16 protein-coding genes are annotated in these 17,024 nt (G+C 45.2%); 6 read left to right on the top strand and 10 right to left on the bottom strand.

Annotation, left to right across the window (positions count from 1 at the left end):
* The 6 genes from AB9P05_RS11485 to AB9P05_RS11460 form a co-directional block, all read right to left on the bottom strand.
* Positions 1 to 207, bottom strand: a complete 207-nt coding sequence (locus AB9P05_RS11485) for a hypothetical protein (RefSeq protein ID WP_371908965.1) — start codon at positions 205 to 207, stop codon at positions 1 to 3.
* A gap of 67 nt (positions 208 to 274) precedes the next feature.
* Positions 275 to 484, bottom strand: a complete 210-nt coding sequence (locus AB9P05_RS11480) for a hypothetical protein (RefSeq protein ID WP_371908964.1) — start codon at positions 482 to 484, stop codon at positions 275 to 277.
* A gap of 74 nt (positions 485 to 558) precedes the next feature.
* Positions 559 to 2,331, bottom strand: coding sequence for a sodium:solute symporter family protein (locus AB9P05_RS11475; RefSeq protein WP_371908963.1), 1,773 nt, complete (start codon positions 2,329 to 2,331; stop codon positions 559 to 561).
* A 28-nt stretch (positions 2,332 to 2,359) separates the two neighbouring features.
* Positions 2,360 to 2,617: a DUF4212 domain-containing protein gene (locus tag AB9P05_RS11470; RefSeq protein WP_371908962.1), complete on the bottom strand. Its 258-nt coding sequence runs from the start codon at positions 2,615 to 2,617 to the stop codon at positions 2,360 to 2,362.
* Positions 2,618 to 2,646: 29 nt separating this feature from the next.
* Positions 2,647 to 3,939, bottom strand: a complete 1,293-nt coding sequence (locus tag AB9P05_RS11465; protein WP_371908961.1) for a porin — start codon at positions 3,937 to 3,939, stop codon at positions 2,647 to 2,649.
* 883 nt (positions 3,940 to 4,822) lie between these two features.
* The gene (locus tag AB9P05_RS11460; RefSeq protein ID WP_371908960.1) at positions 4,823 to 5,185 is read right to left on the bottom strand and encodes a hypothetical protein; all 363 of its coding nucleotides are present in this window, start codon (positions 5,183 to 5,185) and stop codon (positions 4,823 to 4,825) included.
* Between the two features lie 769 nt (positions 5,186 to 5,954).
* Here AB9P05_RS11460 and AB9P05_RS11455 point away from each other — a divergent pair.
* Positions 5,955 to 6,521 (top strand): hypothetical protein, encoded by a 567-nt coding sequence (locus tag AB9P05_RS11455; RefSeq protein WP_371908959.1) that lies wholly within the window; start codon positions 5,955 to 5,957, stop codon positions 6,519 to 6,521.
* A gap of 94 nt (positions 6,522 to 6,615) precedes the next feature.
* Here the strand turns inward: AB9P05_RS11455 and AB9P05_RS11450 are convergent.
* Positions 6,616 to 7,787, bottom strand: a protein-coding gene (locus AB9P05_RS11450; RefSeq protein ID WP_371908711.1) for an IS3 family transposase whose coding sequence is annotated in 2 segments (ribosomal slippage) — positions 6,616 to 7,532 and positions 7,532 to 7,787 — 1,173 coding nt in all. Because the reading frame shifts where the segments join, the coding sequence is not laid out codon by codon here.
* Between the two features lie 163 nt (positions 7,788 to 7,950).
* Between AB9P05_RS11450 and AB9P05_RS11445 the strand changes: the two genes are divergently transcribed.
* Together AB9P05_RS11445 and AB9P05_RS11440 are read left to right on the top strand one after the other, a co-directional pair.
* Entirely contained in the window at positions 7,951 to 8,253 is a 303-nt protein-coding gene (locus AB9P05_RS11445; RefSeq protein ID WP_371908958.1) for a transposase, read from the top strand.
* A gap of 8 nt (positions 8,254 to 8,261) precedes the next feature.
* Positions 8,262 to 9,077, top strand: a complete 816-nt coding sequence (locus AB9P05_RS11440; RefSeq protein WP_371908957.1) for an IS3 family transposase — start codon at positions 8,262 to 8,264, stop codon at positions 9,075 to 9,077.
* A 165-nt stretch (positions 9,078 to 9,242) separates the two neighbouring features.
* On the opposite strand, the gene AB9P05_RS11435 is transcribed toward AB9P05_RS11440, so the two are convergent.
* Positions 9,243 to 12,221 (bottom strand): T9SS type A sorting domain-containing protein, encoded by a 2,979-nt coding sequence (locus AB9P05_RS11435; protein WP_371908956.1) that lies wholly within the window; start codon positions 12,219 to 12,221, stop codon positions 9,243 to 9,245.
* A gap of 352 nt (positions 12,222 to 12,573) precedes the next feature.
* Between AB9P05_RS11435 and AB9P05_RS11430 the strand changes: the two genes are divergently transcribed.
* The 3 genes from AB9P05_RS11430 to AB9P05_RS11420 all read left to right on the top strand — a co-directional run bounded on the left by AB9P05_RS11430 (position 12,574) and on the right by AB9P05_RS11420 (position 14,612).
* On the top strand, positions 12,574 to 13,080 hold the full coding sequence (locus AB9P05_RS11430) for a hypothetical protein (protein WP_371908955.1): 507 nt from the start codon (positions 12,574 to 12,576) through the stop codon (positions 13,078 to 13,080).
* 168 nt (positions 13,081 to 13,248) lie between these two features.
* Entirely contained in the window at positions 13,249 to 13,626 is a 378-nt protein-coding gene (locus AB9P05_RS11425) for a hypothetical protein (protein WP_371908954.1), read from the top strand.
* Positions 13,627 to 13,901: 275 nt separating this feature from the next.
* Entirely contained in the window at positions 13,902 to 14,612 is a 711-nt protein-coding gene (locus tag AB9P05_RS11420; RefSeq protein ID WP_371908953.1) for a toxin-antitoxin system YwqK family antitoxin, read from the top strand.
* Between the two features lie 539 nt (positions 14,613 to 15,151).
* Here the strand turns inward: AB9P05_RS11420 and AB9P05_RS11415 are convergent.
* Positions 15,152 to 15,925, bottom strand: a complete 774-nt coding sequence (locus AB9P05_RS11415) for a cyclopropane-fatty-acyl-phospholipid synthase family protein (protein ID WP_371908952.1) — start codon at positions 15,923 to 15,925, stop codon at positions 15,152 to 15,154.
* Positions 15,915 to 16,985 (bottom strand): FAD:protein FMN transferase, encoded by a 1,071-nt coding sequence (locus AB9P05_RS11410; protein ID WP_371908951.1) that lies wholly within the window; start codon positions 16,983 to 16,985, stop codon positions 15,915 to 15,917. The genes AB9P05_RS11415 and AB9P05_RS11410 overlap by 11 nt, the downstream gene beginning before the upstream one ends.
* Between the last annotated feature and the right edge of the window lie 39 nt (positions 16,986 to 17,024).

The raw sequence follows: 17,024 nt of genomic DNA, 5'->3' as shown, positions 1-17,024 counted from the left end.
TTACTTTTTAGCTTTGTTCAGGCTGTGTATAATTCTCGCCATCAAAAACACAAATCCCAGCCAGGCTACCAGCAGGTAGAGGTAGAGGACGGGTATGCCAAGCACGAGCCTGGGGCTGTTAAATATAGCGATGACGGGAAAATTGAACAGCACCAGAAAGAGCAGGAATACAGCAGGCAATTTATAGCGGTACGCGGGTCTTTGCACTGGGTCAGGGTTATTGGTTGTGAGTTTAAATAAGTTACTGAATTAGGTGGTATTTCACTAATGTAAATTATGCACTCTTTTGCCCGGGGGTGTGCTTTTGGAGGGTAAGGAACCCGGTACGGAAGAGCATAATGACGAAGCCGATGGACAGGAGGCCGATGGCAAGGCTGCCGAGGGGGCTGACTCCGAGGAAGGGCTCGATGTATAATCTGCCTACAAAGGTGATGAGGCCGTAAAGGATAAGAAAAAGGATGGTGGCGGTTCTGTTTACTTTCATTTTTTATGGGTTTATGGGAAAGTGAAAGCGGGGGGATCTACCCCCGCTTTGGACTGAATAAAGAAACCTACTTGCTAGTGTGCAACTGCTTCTCCGGCCCCGCGAGGGTAACGGATATTTTCTACCATATCCTGTACATGCTGAGGCGGTTCGGGCTTCATGCGTGAGACGATGATGGCGACCACGAAGTTTATAAGCATACCGAGTGTACCAATGCCTTCTGGGGAAATACCGAAGAGCCAGTTATCGGGGGTATTGAGCTCGGGGGCCATAAATTTAAAGTATACGATGTATATGGCGGTAAAGGTGATGCCTGATATCATGCCGGCTATGGCGCCTTGTTTGTTCATTCGCTTACTGAATATTCCCATGATGATGATGGGGAAGAATGATGAAGCGGCGAGGCCAAAGGCAAATGCGACTACCTGCGCGACAAAACCGGGCGGGTTGATGCCAAAGTAACCGGCAATAAGTACGGCTACGGCGGCGGATAACCTGGCGGCGGTAAGCTCCCCTTTTTCGGTAATTTCGGGGTTGATTGCCTTCTTGATCATGTCGTGGGCAATGGAGGTGGATATAACGAGGAGGAGGCCGGCGGCAGTGGATAGTGCGGCGGCAAGGCCTCCTGCAGCGACGAGGGCGATGACCCAGTTGGGCAGCTCGGCAATCTCAGGATTGGCAAGCACCATGATGTCGCGGTCTACAAACAGTTCATTGGCATTGCTCTGATCGGCATTGGTGACTACGCGCTGTCCGCTTTGGCCGGTCTGGCCTGAAGCAAACTCGGGCTTGCCACCGGTGACGGCGTTCCCTGCTCTGTACTGCACGCGTCCGTCGCCGTTCTTATCGACCCAGGCGAGAAGGCTGGTATTTTCCCAGTTTCTGAACCACTGTGGTAGCTCGGAGTAGGCTGTGCCGTTAACGGTATTGATGAGGTTAGTACGGGCAAAGGCGGCTACAGCGGGAGCAGTGGTGTATAATATGGCTATAAAAACGAGGGCATAACCGGCAGAGATACGGGCGTCTTTAACCTTAGGCACGGTGAAGAAGCGAACGATAACGTGGGGGAGCCCGGCGGTGCCGACCATGAGGGCGGCGGTGATGAAGAATACGTCTATGGTGCTTTTGGTGCCACTGGTGTAGGCGGCAAAGCCAAGTTCTTCATGCAGTGAGTCGAGCCTGTCCAGCAGGTAGGTACCATCTTCAAGGGTACCGCCAAAACCAAGCTGGGGCAGTACATTATCGGTCATGAGTATGGAGATGAATATGGCGGGGACCATGAAGGCGAAAATGAGTACGCAGTACTGGGCTACCTGGGTGTAGGTGATGCCTTTCATACCACCGAGCACGGCATAGAAGAATACGATGATCATGCCGATGATAACGCCGGTGTTGACGTCTGTCTCGAGGAAGCGGCTGAATACTACGCCTACGCCGCGCATCTGCCCGGCTACATAGGTAAAGGATACGAATATGGCGCAAACGACGGCTACTTGCCGGGCGGTCTGGCTGTAGTATCTTTCTCCTACAAAATCGGGCACGGTAAACTTACCAAACTTGCGGAGGTAGGGGGCTAGCAGTAGGGCAAGGAGCACGTATCCTCCTGTCCAGCCCATGAGGTATACGGCGCCGTCATATCCCATGAAGGAGATAAGGCCTGCCATGGAGATGAAGGAGGCGGCTGACATCCAGTCTGCGGCGGTGGCCATGCCATTGGCGAGGGGGGGCACGCCTCCGCCTGCAATGTAAAACTCTTTGGTGGAACCGGCACGTGACCAGATGGCTATGCCGATGTACAGGGCGAATGATAGCCCTACCAGAATATATGTCCAGGTTTGAACGTCCATAGTTTTCTTTAATTGGTGGGTTTATGATTTACTTTTCGTCCACATCGAACTCTTTATCAAGGGAGTTCATGAGTTTGACATATACAAAGATGAGCACGACGAATACGTATATGGAGCCTTGCTGTGCAAACCAGAAACCTAGTTTGAAGCCACCGAGGCGGATCTGATTGAGGGCGTCGGCAAAGAGGATGCCTGCGCCGTATGAAACGATAAACCAGATGGAGAGAAGAATGAGCAGGTATTGCAGATTCTTGCTCCAGTAGGCTTTCATCTTGTCTTTATTCATTGCTTTAGATTTTTTGGGTACATGATGGATCAAAGGAATATGTGTGTCTGGAGGATGACCTGGGCGAGGCTACTGTCTTTTTGGCCATTGACGAAATAGGGCCTGTTGGCGTACTCTATGGTGACCTTGGCGTTATGCCCGCTGATAAAGTAGTTGAGTCCTGCGCTGTACTGGAAGGAGGATTCTTCAAGGGCCTCAAAGTCCTTATAGGTAAGGGTGGCGTAGGGCATGAACTGACCGCCTATATCATTTTTAGGGAAAGCATAACCGGCCTGAGTATACCAGATACTGCCGGTGCCTATGGTGGGTTGGGCGTTGTTTCCGTTTATGGCAAGTATGCCGACATTACGCAGGTAGTTATCGCCAAAGTCATAGTTATAATACACGCTATATATTGATATGCCACCGCCTGAGGCTGTGGGCTCTTCATAAAATACATCTACGCCGAACAGGCTATGGTCCTGCTGCTCTATGGTGAGGCCTTCCTGTATGGCGGAGGCTTCGGGATGGTGGTAGAAGCCGGCCCCGATATTGAATATGGACTTGGTGCCGAGGTATGACCCGACCATATAGGGTAGCTTGTTGGACTCCTGGTCTCGAAACTGGTACATGAAGTAGCCTGCCGTGGCCCAGTTGTCGGTGGGTATGTTGACGGCAAAGTTTTGGTTAAGGGAGGTTAGGCTACCTGCCGCAAACGGTTTATTGAGTGCTATCCGGTAGTCAAACTGCCCGAGCTTTCCTTTGGCATAAAAGCCGAACTGGCGAGCAAACTGATCGGTAAGCTCAATAGTGGGCCAGTTGAATATGGGGGCATCGAGGGTCATGAAGTTTAGGGTGGATGCATTGGTAAGGCGGGATACGCCGTGCCAATAGTGGAGGCCGGTGCCGACATATAGCTTATCGGGTATGACCATATACTCGTTCCACACATCATGGAAAAAGAGCTGAGGCTTTTTATTGGTGCCATCGACACCTCCTGCCACAAAGGATTGGTTGTTAACACCAAAGTGGGTGAGGATAAGGAAGCGCGGGGAGATTTGTGCATAGGCGAGTATACGCGCCCGGCGGAGGGCCAGGTCTGTAGTCCAGTCGTCCTGTTCGTCGTCGGGATCGGTAATTGTTCCGGGGTTGTTCTCAGTAGCAGTGGCCCAGAACTGATTCCATATAATGAAGCGGACATACTTGGAGCCGCTCTCATTAAGGTTTACTGTCAGGGGTGCGTAGGACTCATCCACTTCCAGGGCGGGCTCATCCTGTGCCAAGCTAACCTGTGTACAGGTAAGCAGGCACGCCAGGGCAATAGGCGGGTACCATTTTTTCATCGGCTTTTGGGTTATGTTGTTGACAATGGCAAAAGGAGGCAGCTTTCGTTTTGCGTAAATGAAGATTGGAAAAGGAGGAGCCATTAGGCGAATAGGCAGTATATATTTGCTAATTACAGATAGCTGGTAAAAGCTCTCTATACGGCATGGCTATTAGGCCAATCCGTGTACTGCAGGATATCATGATTGGAGCCGGGGGCCTCTATGTATAAATCCAGAAGATAGGTTGAACTGCGTGCCTACGGCACTCAAAATTACTTTGGCTTTATTAAGCTACAAAGGCGACGTCCGGAGGGGACTAATGTTGTGTGGGATGAGGGTATGAATATACTTGACGGGATATATCGCCTCATAGGGTCGGAATGGCTGAAGAGGCCTAAAAACAAGGGTATGTGCTCTACATAGTGGCTACCTGGTTTAGAGGTTCCCTCCTCTTCTTTGCCTGACGGAACAAGGCGCGATGAATGGCGCCTCTAGAGCATAGCCGTCAAGTAAAGGGGTTAAAAATAGCACATTATTAATTGCTCATCAGTCAGCTACCTGAGGGGAACGGCTCAAAAAAGCTACAGCATTCTTAAACCAGGGCCGGTACTGGCATTAGGATTGGCCGTAACCGGCTGCTTTAAATAGCATTCTGCCTCCCGGATGCGGGCCCAGCGAAAGTCGGACCTCCCGGATGCGGGCCCAGCGAAAGTCGGACCTCCCTGATTAGAAATACGCATTCGCGTTTTCTAATCGGTCCCCTTGCCTAATAGGAGGGGGATTATTCGTGCCTAACGCTGCAGGGTGCCATATTTTTAAAAGCAAATTATTCATAATTAGGAAAATAGAGCCTTAGCTTGGCAGCTTGGCCCAGAGGGTGGGGAATGGGTTTGCTATGGGCTTAGTCTTTGAAGCGTTCCCACTTTATGAGCATGTACTTATCGCCAAGTTCGGTAATGATCATGCCAGCTCCCTTGAGCTTACTACTGGCGGACATAAAGTCAACCAGTTCACTGTGGTTAAGGATCTTGTAGGTGGGCCGGTACTCGTAGTTTTCAGGGGCTTTGATCTTATATTTACGTACCCAGTTCATGACGCTAACGTGGCTGACACCTAGCAGCCGCTCAATCTCTCTGAAGCTAACTCCCTCAATGTAAAGCTGTAGGGCCTTGGTGACGTAGTACTGGTCTATGCCTTTGCCCAGTTTATTTACGGTGTAGTAATAGCTGCACTTTTTGCACTTATACCGCTGTCTGTCTCGCACAATGCCGCTTTTTACAGATTGCTGGCTCTCGCATTTGGGACAAATTGGGTACTTCACGGGTTATACGGGACGGTATGTATACTAATTTAGCTAATGTATATCTATTTAGCAATAAAGATCAGTAGATTATTCTGATTATACGAGTGAGGGCCAATTATTGAGTAATGGAGTGATTGAATAATAGAATTATTGAATAACAGAGTCACAGAGTAAGGGGGGAGTTATGAGTGGTGAGTTTGGGAGTGGTAGATGGATGGGGATGGGGAATGGCAGAGTAGGTAATGGGTGAATTTTGAATGAGTGAATAATTGAATAATAGAGTCACAGAGTAATTGAGTAGTGAGTGGTTAGTTATGAGTCTTAAGTTTTTAGTTGGGGGAAGGATTGAGTAATAGAATTATTGAGTAACAGAGTAAGAGGGGAGTTATGAGTGATGAGTTCGGAGTGGTAAATGGGTGGTGATATTACATGGGGACGCATAGAGGATATTTTTTGGGGGAAGAAAGGGCATAAAACAGGGTGTAATAGAATAGTGCAAATATGAGGGGCATAGGTTATCGACAGTTTGACTATACTTTGACTATGGGATGACTATAGGTTTACTATGGGATGGCTAAAAAGGGATTTAAAAGAATATTTCAATTTCTGCATAAAAAACAGAAGAGGGGATAAAGGGTAAATAGTCTGATATATTACGTGATTTACAGGTAAAAGCTTCTGAGCCATACTTTTGGGTATTGAAAAAATGTAATACTCAACAGTATATTATATGCCTATCATAGAAAATAACCCGTGGATAAAGGGAGCCCGGGGCATGGCGATGAAATCTATCGTATACCGCCAGCGCGGGGGTAAAACAATTGTGTCGGGAAGGCCGGCAAAGTCATCGAAACCACCCACAGAAAAACAGCTACGGCACCGGGAACGGTTCGCGAAGGCGAGTGACTACGCTAAAATGGCAATGGTACACCCTATACTGAGTGCGGTATATGCTGCAGAAGCGGATGCCATGAACTCGGCGTATACTATGGCTCTGAAGGATTATATGAAGGGCCCGGAGATCAGTGGGCTTTGGCTAAAGGACTTCCATGGAAGGGCTGGTGATAAGGTGGGGGTGTATGCGGAAGATAATATAGGCATCACTTCGCTGAAGGTAAGTATGGTGAATGAGGCGGGTGAGCTGCTGGAAACGGGTGAGGCGAAGGAGGTAGTGAAAAATGGCTACTATGAGTATACACTGAGGGCGGACTTGCCAACGGAAACACGCATAAGGATTGAGGTGGAGGCGGGTGACCTGGCGGGGAATGTGGAGAGAAGGTTAATGAGTGAATTTTGAATGAATGATTGAGTAATTGAGTAATAGAATAATTGAATAATAGAGTCACAGAGTAATTGAGTGATGGACTTGCAACAAAAAAGTGGACAATCTATTAAGCACATATAGGTAAGTTTGTATTTCCGTATTCTTCAGGTGTTTTATACTCTAGTGCGGCATGTAGCCTCTTTCGGTTATACCACACCTCAATAAACTCAAAAACAGCTCTTTTAGCCTGCATGATATTGTTAAAATGGGTGTGATATACCATTTCCGATTTCAGAGTTCTAAAGAAGCTTTCAGCTACCGCATTGTCCCAGCAGTTGGCCTTTCTGCTCATACTCTGGATAACACTTCTTTTTCTGAGTTCGTAAGTAAATGCCTCGGAGGCGTACTGTATCCCCCGGTCTGAATGAAAGATCAGTTCTTTTTCTATCGGCCTGTTCTTAATTGCCATTTGCCAGGCTTTCATCACCGTCTCAGATACACTTAATGTCGTACTCAAAGACCATCCAATGACTTTACGGTCATATAAATCAATGATAGTCGTCAAATAAAGCCATTTGGTGCCCGCCCAGATATAGGTTATATCTGACACCCACTTCTCTGCCGGCCTTGCAGCGGTAAAATCCCGATTTAAATGATTGTCCGGAATACTGTAGTGATGATCTGAATCTGTTGTATAACCTCTGTATTTTTTGCTCCTGATACATTTCAACCTTTCAGCTCGCATCAGCCTGGCGACAAAAGGACGGGAGGCTTTTCTGCCGTTTCTCTGTAATTCTGCACAGATCTTCGGACTTCCATACCTTCCTTTTACCTCGGTATAAATCTGACGTATTTCCTGTTGTAATCCCTTCCTGGCTTTAGCCCGATTCGACGGTTTACGATTGCACCAGGCATAATAACCGCTGCGGCTGACCTGGAATACGTTACACATTTTCTCAACAGCATATTCAGCCTTAAATGCCTTTATGAATCGGTAAACCTGCTGTCTCCCTTGGAGAAAATGCTTATGGCCTTTTTTAAGATATCACGTTCCAACTGAGCGTCCCGTAGCTCTTTCTTTAACCGAACTATCTCCTTCTCATCTTCACTTAAAGTAGGGTTGCCCTGGCCGGAAAAACTAGATTCTCCATGTTGTTTGAACTCACGGCACCAGCGCCTGACCAGTTCGGAACGAATCCCTAATTCTTCGGCTACTTCTTTGGCTGTTTTGTCTGCATCGCACAACTCTACAGCCATTTGCTTAAACTCCTTATCAAAGTGTCTGCGTAATCTCTTCATTATTCTGTAAAGGTAAGCCTTATGTGCTTAACTCACTGTCCAATCTAAGGTAGCAGATCCAGTGGTGAGTGTGGTGAGTTTTGAGTTGGGGATAGTGTAATACTCCCCAAAATTGGGACCATCAGTTAAGATGATAATTTTTAGTTACCTTTAACTGATAGTAATGAAAAGAAGTAGGAGAAAATTTTCACCTGCCTTTAAGGCAAAAGTGGCTATAGAAGCCCTTAAAGAGCAACAGACGTTGTCTGAGTTAGCTCAGCGTTTTGAAGTTCATCCCAATCAGATCTCGTTGTGGAAACGTGAGTTTCAGCAAAATGCTGATAAAGCTTTTGGGGAGAAAAGCTCAAAAGAGGAGCCACAGATTAATGTGGACCAGCTCTATCAGCAGATCGGACAATTACAGGTTGAGAATGACTTTCTAAAAAAAAGGCGGGGGGCCGCCCCCTTGAAGAAAACCGGCCTTTAAAACAGCGATTGGCTCTGGTTGATCCAAGTCATCAGCTTAGTATACGCAAACAGAGTGAGGTTTTAAATATCCCTCGCAGCAGCTTTTACTATAAGCCTGTGGGCGAGTCTATAGAGAACCTGGACTTGATGGAAACCATGGATCGATTGTTTACCGAAGATCCTACCTTGGGTGTTATCGGTATGCAGGATGAGCTACGTGAGCAGGGTTTATTTTATAATGTCAAGCGTATCCGTCGGCTGTTGCGCAAAATGGGCGTAGAACCGATCTATCCGAAGCGTAATTTAAGTAAGCTGGGGCAGGCAAAGTATGTCTATCCATATTTGCTGAGAAATCTGACTGTGAACAGAAGGAACCAGGTTTGGGCTATTGACATAACCTATATTCCCATGGCAAAGGGGTTTATGTACCTGACGGGGATAATCGATGTATATAGCCGCTATATAGTAGGTTGGCAATTATCCAACAGCTTGGACAAAGAAACCCAGACGACCCTTTTGACAGCCTGTATAGAAAAATATGGTAAGCCAGAAATCATTAACTCAGACCAAGGTAGCCAATACACCTGTTCACACTGGGTAGAAACCTTGAAAGAGGGGCGTATAAGAGTAAGTATGGATGGAAAGGGCAGAGCCACGGACAATACCTTTATTGAGCGGTTTTTCAGGACATTAAAGCACAAACATGTATACTTATACCCAGCAGACGATGGGCTAACCCTATACAAGGGGATTAATAAGTTTATCGAAAAGTACAATAACAAAAGAAGGCATCAAGGTATTGGCAGAATAAAACCTGTCGAGTTGTTCAAACTAGCTGCCTAATTCAACTAAGACTAACCAACTGATGGTCTAATAAATGGGGAGTGTTACCTAGAGGCGCGGTAGATGGGAGCTTGCTGACGATTAATTTTGGTACCGGCTTATAATAAAGAAAGAGGCATTTCCCACCTTATGGAAAACGCCTCTAATTTAAAATTCAAACTGGGTTTATTGCTTTATAAACCTAACCTGGAATAATTCATTCTTTACTTTACCCGTAAGAATATATATGCCTGCAGGCAGATGACTCACATCAATGCTTTTATTCACACTAATTACAGCATAATTTTTTCCTGAAGTATCGAATACACGTAATTCACTTATTTGGTTTTTAGCATCTATAAATAACCTTTGTGAAGTAGGGTTAGGGAAAACCATTACAAGCTGGGCAACCGGGTTATTACCTATTCCTGTTACTTCAGGTTCCTTTCCGTAAATATATACCTGACGCCCAAACTCAGGTGACTCTGCAACAAAAAATAATCTGCCATCAGTAGCTACTAAGCCTTCCGGCCAGGAGCTGTCTTCACCCGGATAAATATCAGCTACCTCTATGGTGTTTTCAGAAGTCCCGTCGGTTACCCATAGCTCCTGGCCGTTAATACCTCTTGCCACAAAGTATATTTTATCTCCGTCTACTACAAACTGATGGGGCAATGACCCTTCTCCCATTGGCATAATATCTTTTACCATATAGGTGTTTTCAGGTGTACCATCTGTACACCATAGCTCAGAGCCATTTTCTTTGTTAGTGGCAGGAAAATAAAGCTTACCATTTAATAAAGCATAATCGGTTTCAGACTCATTTAGTATAAAAGAATGATGTTCTCCTTCGTTAATATCCGCTACCAATTTAGTGCCAACTGGTGTGCCATCAGAAACATAGAGCTCTCTACCCAACTCTTTAGTATAAGCCGAAAAATACAGCTTATCTCCTGCAGGCATAAAATTGGAAGGACTGGAAGAGTATCCATTTACAATATCTGACAACTGAGCAGTGCCCTCTACCGTCCCATCAGTCACCCATAACTCCATATCCTTATCAACATCGGAAGCAGCACTAAAGAACAGTGAATCACCAACTATTGCATACTCCCCTATATCCTTGTAGCCCTTAAGAAAAGTAGTACCTTCACTGGTACCATCGCTAGTCCCTATATAATATTCAAACTTAGTAAATGACTTAAAATATAAGCGATTATCTCCTGCTATAAGCTCACGCGCATAAACATTTATACCATATTCATCTGTACCAAACTCCTTAATAGTATCAAATTTGGCACCATCATACTTTATTAAGCTATAGAGGTGGTTTTTATCCAACACCAGATATAGTTCCTCATTCATGGCCTGATACCCCTTAAATTCAAAATGCCCTGTCCCCTCATAAAAATCCTGCACAACAGTTGTTCCTGCAGGTGTGCCATCGGTTCTCCATAATTCAGGCTTGTAGCCTTCAGAAGTTGCGGTAAAATAAGCCACACCACCTATTACGGCATATTGATTACTTGAATTGCCGAACGGATCTGATGAGGAGGCTCCAGGGTTGATATCTTTAACTAAAGAAATTTGATCCTCACCTGCCATGTATAACTCACGCCCTTCACCAGATGAATGCAAGCTATAAATGGCATTATCTCCCAGGTTATTCCCCTTCGCATATATTAACCCTTTTGTATCTTCGATATTCTTAAAAAGCTCGATTTCCAGGAAACTGGAATCAGTCCTGTGTACTGTGAAAATTTGATCCTCACCCTTAGCAGATGAATAAATACGCCCCTTGTAATAAGCATGTGAAAGCATGTTAGCAAAATGAGGGACTAATGTGTATTGTTCATTAGCCATATCGCAATACCACAAATTTGCTTCCGAAGACGGCCATACTCTGTGTACGAGAAACTTTTGACCTTCCAGGTATTCTATATCATAAATATGCTCGATGGTATATTTATTTGGCATTACGACAGGATCATTTAGCTCTTTATATTGCTTAATAGAAAGATCTGCCAAGTCGATACTTTTTAATACCGTTGATCCTGTACTATTATTAGCCGTAAAAAACAATTTACTACCATCGGTAGCCAAATTAGATGGCACATACGGTTGAGAGTGAGTCGTCTGATAAATCTGCAATGTGCCATCCGCACTACCATCCGATTCCCATATCTCCAGCGTCCTGGTGTCAGCCTCAAATAATGACACATATATTTTATTATTTACCACTATAGAACTGGCATAATCCACATTCCTGCCTTCGGCTATAAGTCCTTTGACTGGCACAAGGTTACCTGTAGCCTGATCTACTTTAGCCAGCCCTATAGAAGTTCCGGCAGTAAAAAGCGAAGGTGAATTAGTAATAAAAAATAGTTCGTTTTTTAAAGAGGAATACGGAGAAAGCTTATGTCCTCTTAAAAAGCCGGTTCCTAATAGCGAATTTGCTATTTCCTTAGTGCCCGTTGTCGTTCCATCGCTCACCCAAAGCGAGGCTAGGTCTGACAAGGAAGGATTTATTGCAAAATAGAATTTGTCATCTGTGGCAAACTGTTCGTAATCGAACTCATAATTATATTGGGAATAAAAATCTTCTTCACTTGCGTAAGGTATGGATCCTTTGACGAGTACCCCTTCATCTGAGCCTGACGTTTTAAAAACATTAACATGGTCTTTCCGATAGTCTACAAAATATATATACCCTCCGGCTGAGGATAACCCATGAGCATTTAACCCGGGGATTGAAGTTACTCTATAAGTTTCTTCAGGATTACCAGTAGTAACCCAAACTTGCTGACCATATTGGTCATCATCAGCTAAAAAATATAGCTTTCCATCCAGCTCCACTGAATTCTCAAACTGCCGGAGCGCATCAATATTTAAAATCCGACTATTCCCGGGCCTTATATCCTTTAACAGGCTAGTGTTCTCCTTGGTCCCATCACTAACATATAGCTCCATTCCCTCATACCTCGTATAGGCACTAAAAAACAATAAGTCGTTAAAAACCTTAAAGTTTCTTGCATGTAATGGAGGTGGAATATTTGGTTCTCCATACATCTCAGTAATTCTCTCCTGGGAAAATACTGATTGAATGGTAAGAAGAATAAAGAGGATAGGTAGGAAAACCCTACCTGATGATATTTTGGCCATCATTTAACGTTAACAGGTTAGAAGCATTAATATGGTGAACCCAACTTGAAATTTAGCACTAAAAGAAACGTAAACCTTACCATGTCTCTAATGGAAAAACTAAAATGCATCATATTATCAGAAATCACTTCGGCCATACATACACCCCAGACACTTTCGTTATCTTTCACGACCGCCCTAGGAAGGATTTATGCTTACCTGCGTAACCAACTAAGAACCCGCCGCTAAGGGCATTTTTTTGATGGCCTGAAGATCACGTATATGCCCACGGAAGTCGCGCAAACTGATAGCTGTTTATAGCCCCTCCATAAAACCCTGCTGAAGCCAGAGAACTGTTAGGAAGAAGAGGCTAAGCTTGGCCAGAGCCGTAAGGAAGGGAGGTTGCTGGTCCCCTGTAGAAAGCATTGCAGGATTCCTGAGGTGGCAAATAAAAGATAGAATGATTCGATTGACATTAATTATTCTCATAATCACGTTGGGTTGTAGTGAGAAAATCAGCCAATTATCATTTGAAAGAGAAAACCGCTTGACATTTGTCACAGAGGGCTATGCTAAATATACAATGGGGGTAATTTACCAGAAGAGTGAATTAAGTATAAGTAAAAACAAGACATTTGCATTGGATGAATATCAATGTTATACCCAAAAAGAGTGTCAGGATGAAAATAATAACTCCAAGCCATTGACTTCTAAAGGAATTTGGAAAATCCATCAGGACACACTCATTCTTGTATTCAGTAAGTCAGGGACTATCCAGCTCAGGGACATGAAGTTTTTAATAGGCAGGCGAAGTATTAGTTATGTGCCTCATACTATTGAAGCTCTAACCCCCTACAAGCTAGCGAAGTGGGAAAAAAGGTAGTCATAAAGAATACCACCCAGAGGTTCCTGTTTCGAATCTGACCGGGAATCTTTTACAGTACAGCTTAATCGATTTACCAAGGAATGTATGCCAATCGCAAAAAGCCTTCAATAACAGAAAATTCATCAGAAATTAAGATTCAAAATGGACATTTAACCAACCTATTTAATGGCATCAAGAACACTCTTAATCTGTGTGGTTTTATTTACTTTCTATAGTTGTTTGTTCTTTGAAGAAGAGCCAGACCTCCAAAAAATTGAAGACAATTACTGGATAATGAAAAATCCGGAAACTCCTGAATTAGGATACTCCGTTGTTAAAAAGAAAAATAAAGGATCAAATTATAGTACTTATATAGCCTCTAACTGCAGCGAGGTTATTTTAATTGATAACACGATCCTTATACGATACTGGAAAAATGAGGATGCTACCATTGAAGGTTACCTAAAAACAGACACCAGAACGGGACATATCAAGAAAATTTCGGCGTCGAATTTCATCGATAAAACAACTGAATGTTCGTATTGCAGAAGGCTGATTCCCTAGCAAAACAGAGAAAAAATGATTTCACCTATCAAGTCAGCGGTAATCCTGTTGCTATCGTCAGTTTTCTTTGATTGTGAAAGGCAACCGTGTGAAAAAGGCATCATTCTATTGGAGGGGCTATATTCTACATTTGTCCTGAGAAAACATGAAGGCTCTACGTTGGCTTAGACCTCAATGGTAATTTGTCGATTTCGACAGATGAAAATAAGGAATTGTGGAGCAAAAGGTAAAACTGAACTATAATATGGTCTAATTATTTGATTACAACCCAAAAAATGATGCGATTGCTTTCCAGATACAATTTACATTCGTGGGTTACGATAGTCCTTATTTTTCTCCTCTGCGCCTGTCAGGAAAAGAAGGAAGAATACTACCCGAACGGCAGTATTAAATACCAATACGAGGTGAGGGAGGGGTTAAAGCATGGTATATTTACAGCATATTACGAATCCGGAGAAGTTAAAGCTATTCGGAAATACAGCAATGATATAATTGTAGGGGACTTAATTGGATTCTACAAAAATGGTGACACCAGTCAGATACATCATTATTATAAAGGGGTTTTGGTAGACACCTCCCGATTTTTTGAAACCACCAATACATTACAGGAAATACAGGTGTACGATTCTACCGGCATTCTGATAGACTATGTGAAGTATAATCATGGCATTAAGGACAGATCCGGAAGAAGTAAATCCATACTGTTTCTCACCAAAAACGAAAAAATCAATAAGGCCAATGACAGTCTGATCAATATTCGACTAGGTAATAGAGATTACGATCAGATAAGCTACCACCTGGGGTACTATAAAGATAGTACTTTTCAAATAACAGATAATTTACCAAAAAGCAATCCGTACACTGCTTATGTAGATATCAAGGACTCAGTTCCAGGCGAGTACACCATCACAGGAATCGCTATGGAGCAGGACAGTGGAGTCTATATTGACTTTACGCCATTTTCCAGAGATATTACTATAGAGTGATTAGGCTCAGTACAAATATTAAGATGATCGAAAACCGGTTAAATGCTCTAATTTGGACGGGAGAGGAATTTCCCGCTTATGTATGCATTGCCGGAAAGCTAAGTAGGATTCCCTTTCCAGCCGCGAATTGGCTCTTGAGGAAAAATGCAACTTCATCTCTTCAAATAGGGCTTTCCTGGGTACGTGGGCGTACCATCGCGGCCATCTTTCCCTACGAAGCGGGGTGCTCCACTCAACTTCAGCGGGGGAAAGGAGTTTTGGGGGCGGGGTGCAAATAGGCTATCAGTTTATTAGGATTAGCCGCGTGGGGGGTATAGCCGGAAAGCTAAGAGTAGGATTCCCTTTCCAGCCGCGAATTGGCTCTTGAGGAAAAATGCAACTACATGTCTTCGATAGGGCTTTCTTGGGTACGTGGGCGTACCATCGCGGCCATCTTTCCCTACGAAGTGGGGGCGCTCCATTCAAGTTCAGCGGGGGAAAGGAGTTTTGGGGGCGGGGTGCAAATACGCTTGAAGGAGCTCTTACCAAGCCCCCTACCCTCATTCCGGCTTTCTACAAACAAAGATCATCCTGTCTGACTCGCGTGCTTCGTAGTGGTTGAGATCGTAGTCGCCGAAGCAGTCTTCTAAGAGGAGTCCGGCATGCTTGAAGTACTCGAGGAACTCCATGCGGCGAATGGCCTTCACGCGCTCCTGAAAGTGGTAGGTGGTGCCACCGTCCTCAAAGCGGATGTCCTTTACAATGTAGTTTTCCTCATCCAGTTGCTTGGTGATGTGGAACTCAATGCCATTGAGCACTTTTACGTCCTCGGGTTTGAGATTGTGCACAACGACATAGGGATTAAGAAAGTCTATCAGAAGTCTGCCTCCGGGGCGGAGGGCTGCCGTAGCGGCATCTATGGCCTGCTGGTTTTCCTTTTCAGTCTGGAAGTAGCCAAAGCTGGTGAAGAGGTTGAGTACATAATCGAAGGCTTCCTGCCGGAAAACTTGGCGCATATCGTGCACGTGAAAGTGCAGGCGTTCATTAGCCTGCTTATTGGCGGCCTCTATATTCTGGGGTGAGAGGTCTACGCCGGTTACCTTGAGGCCTTTTTTATTGAGGTAAATACTGTGGCGCCCTTTACCGCAGGCAAGGTCCATAACCTCATCCTGTGCCGTAAAGCCGAAATAGTCATAAAGATGGTCTATGAAGGCCTCGGCTTCCTCATGGTCACGGTGCTGGTAAAGTATGTGGTAATAGGGTGAGTCGAACCACTCTCCAAACCATTCTCTGGGCTCACCGGCTTTGCTTGCTTCCTGTTTGTTATTCGCCATCTTCTAATGTCTCTATGGATTCGCGGATACCGGGGGTGGCATAGGTTTGCAGGGCACCGGTGCTGTCGCTGTAAATAAAATAGGCCTCGAGGTTCTGCTCACTTTCCGCAAGGTCTCTTGCCTCTTTCAGGCCCATGACCATAAAGGCGGTGGCATAGGCGTCGGCGGTCATGCATGAGGGGGAAAATACGGAAGCACTGAGCAGGCTGTGGGTAACGGGCAAGCCGGTAACGGGGCTAATGGTGTGGCTGTAGCGCTTTCCGTCTTTCTCGTAATACTGGCGGTAGTTGCCACTGGTGGCCATGGCCTGGTCACGCAGCCTGACGATACCGGTAAGGCCGCGGGTTTCTTCCTCTCCGGTAGGATTATCGATACCGATGACCCATGGCTCTCCGCGATCGTTAACGCCGCGGCAGGCCAGCTCCCCTCCTATTTCCACGAAAATATTGTTCAGCCCCTTACCGGTAAGGTAGCTGGCTACGAGGTCTACGCCGTAGCCTTTGGCAATGGCACTGAAATCGAGCCTCATGCCTTTTTTGAGCTTGCAGACGGACACGCTATCGAAAAATATGCTGTCATAGCCTACGAGTCCAAGCAGGGAATCGACATTCACCTTTTCAGGCTCACGTTTTTTACCCGGCCCGAAGCCCCAGGCATCTACGAGGGGGCCTACTGTGGGGTCGAAAGCCCCTCGGGTACGTTGGAATACTGTTTTGCTTTCTGCCAGTACGGGGTAAAAGTATTGTGACTCGTACTTATGCAGGTTGTCTTCGTTGAACTCGGTGATCTCGCTGTTATCGATATAGGTGGAAAGGCTCTGGTTGAGTCCGCTGAGTATGGAGTCGGCACCGGCCTGTAGGTGTTGCGGGGATATATCTACCTCGTCTTCAGGAATGTATTTGATATTATAAGGTACGACGCCAAAGGTGGTGCCGGAAAGGGTCACCGCGCTTTCAAGGTCTTTGGCAGGATCGTTTTGTTTCCTGAAGAACCACACGGCGGCAATGGCAGCAGCGAGTATCAGGGAGTATATGATGTTTTTCTTACGAAGAGAGGCCATAGGCTATTGAAATATGCTGTCGCAATTTACAGTGACAAA

Source organism: Roseivirga sp. BDSF3-8, assembly GCF_041449215.1.
In the GTDB taxonomy this organism is placed as follows: Bacteria; Bacteroidota; Bacteroidia; order Cytophagales; family Cyclobacteriaceae; genus JBGNFV01.
This window is presented reverse-complemented; position numbering and strand designations above follow the sequence as displayed.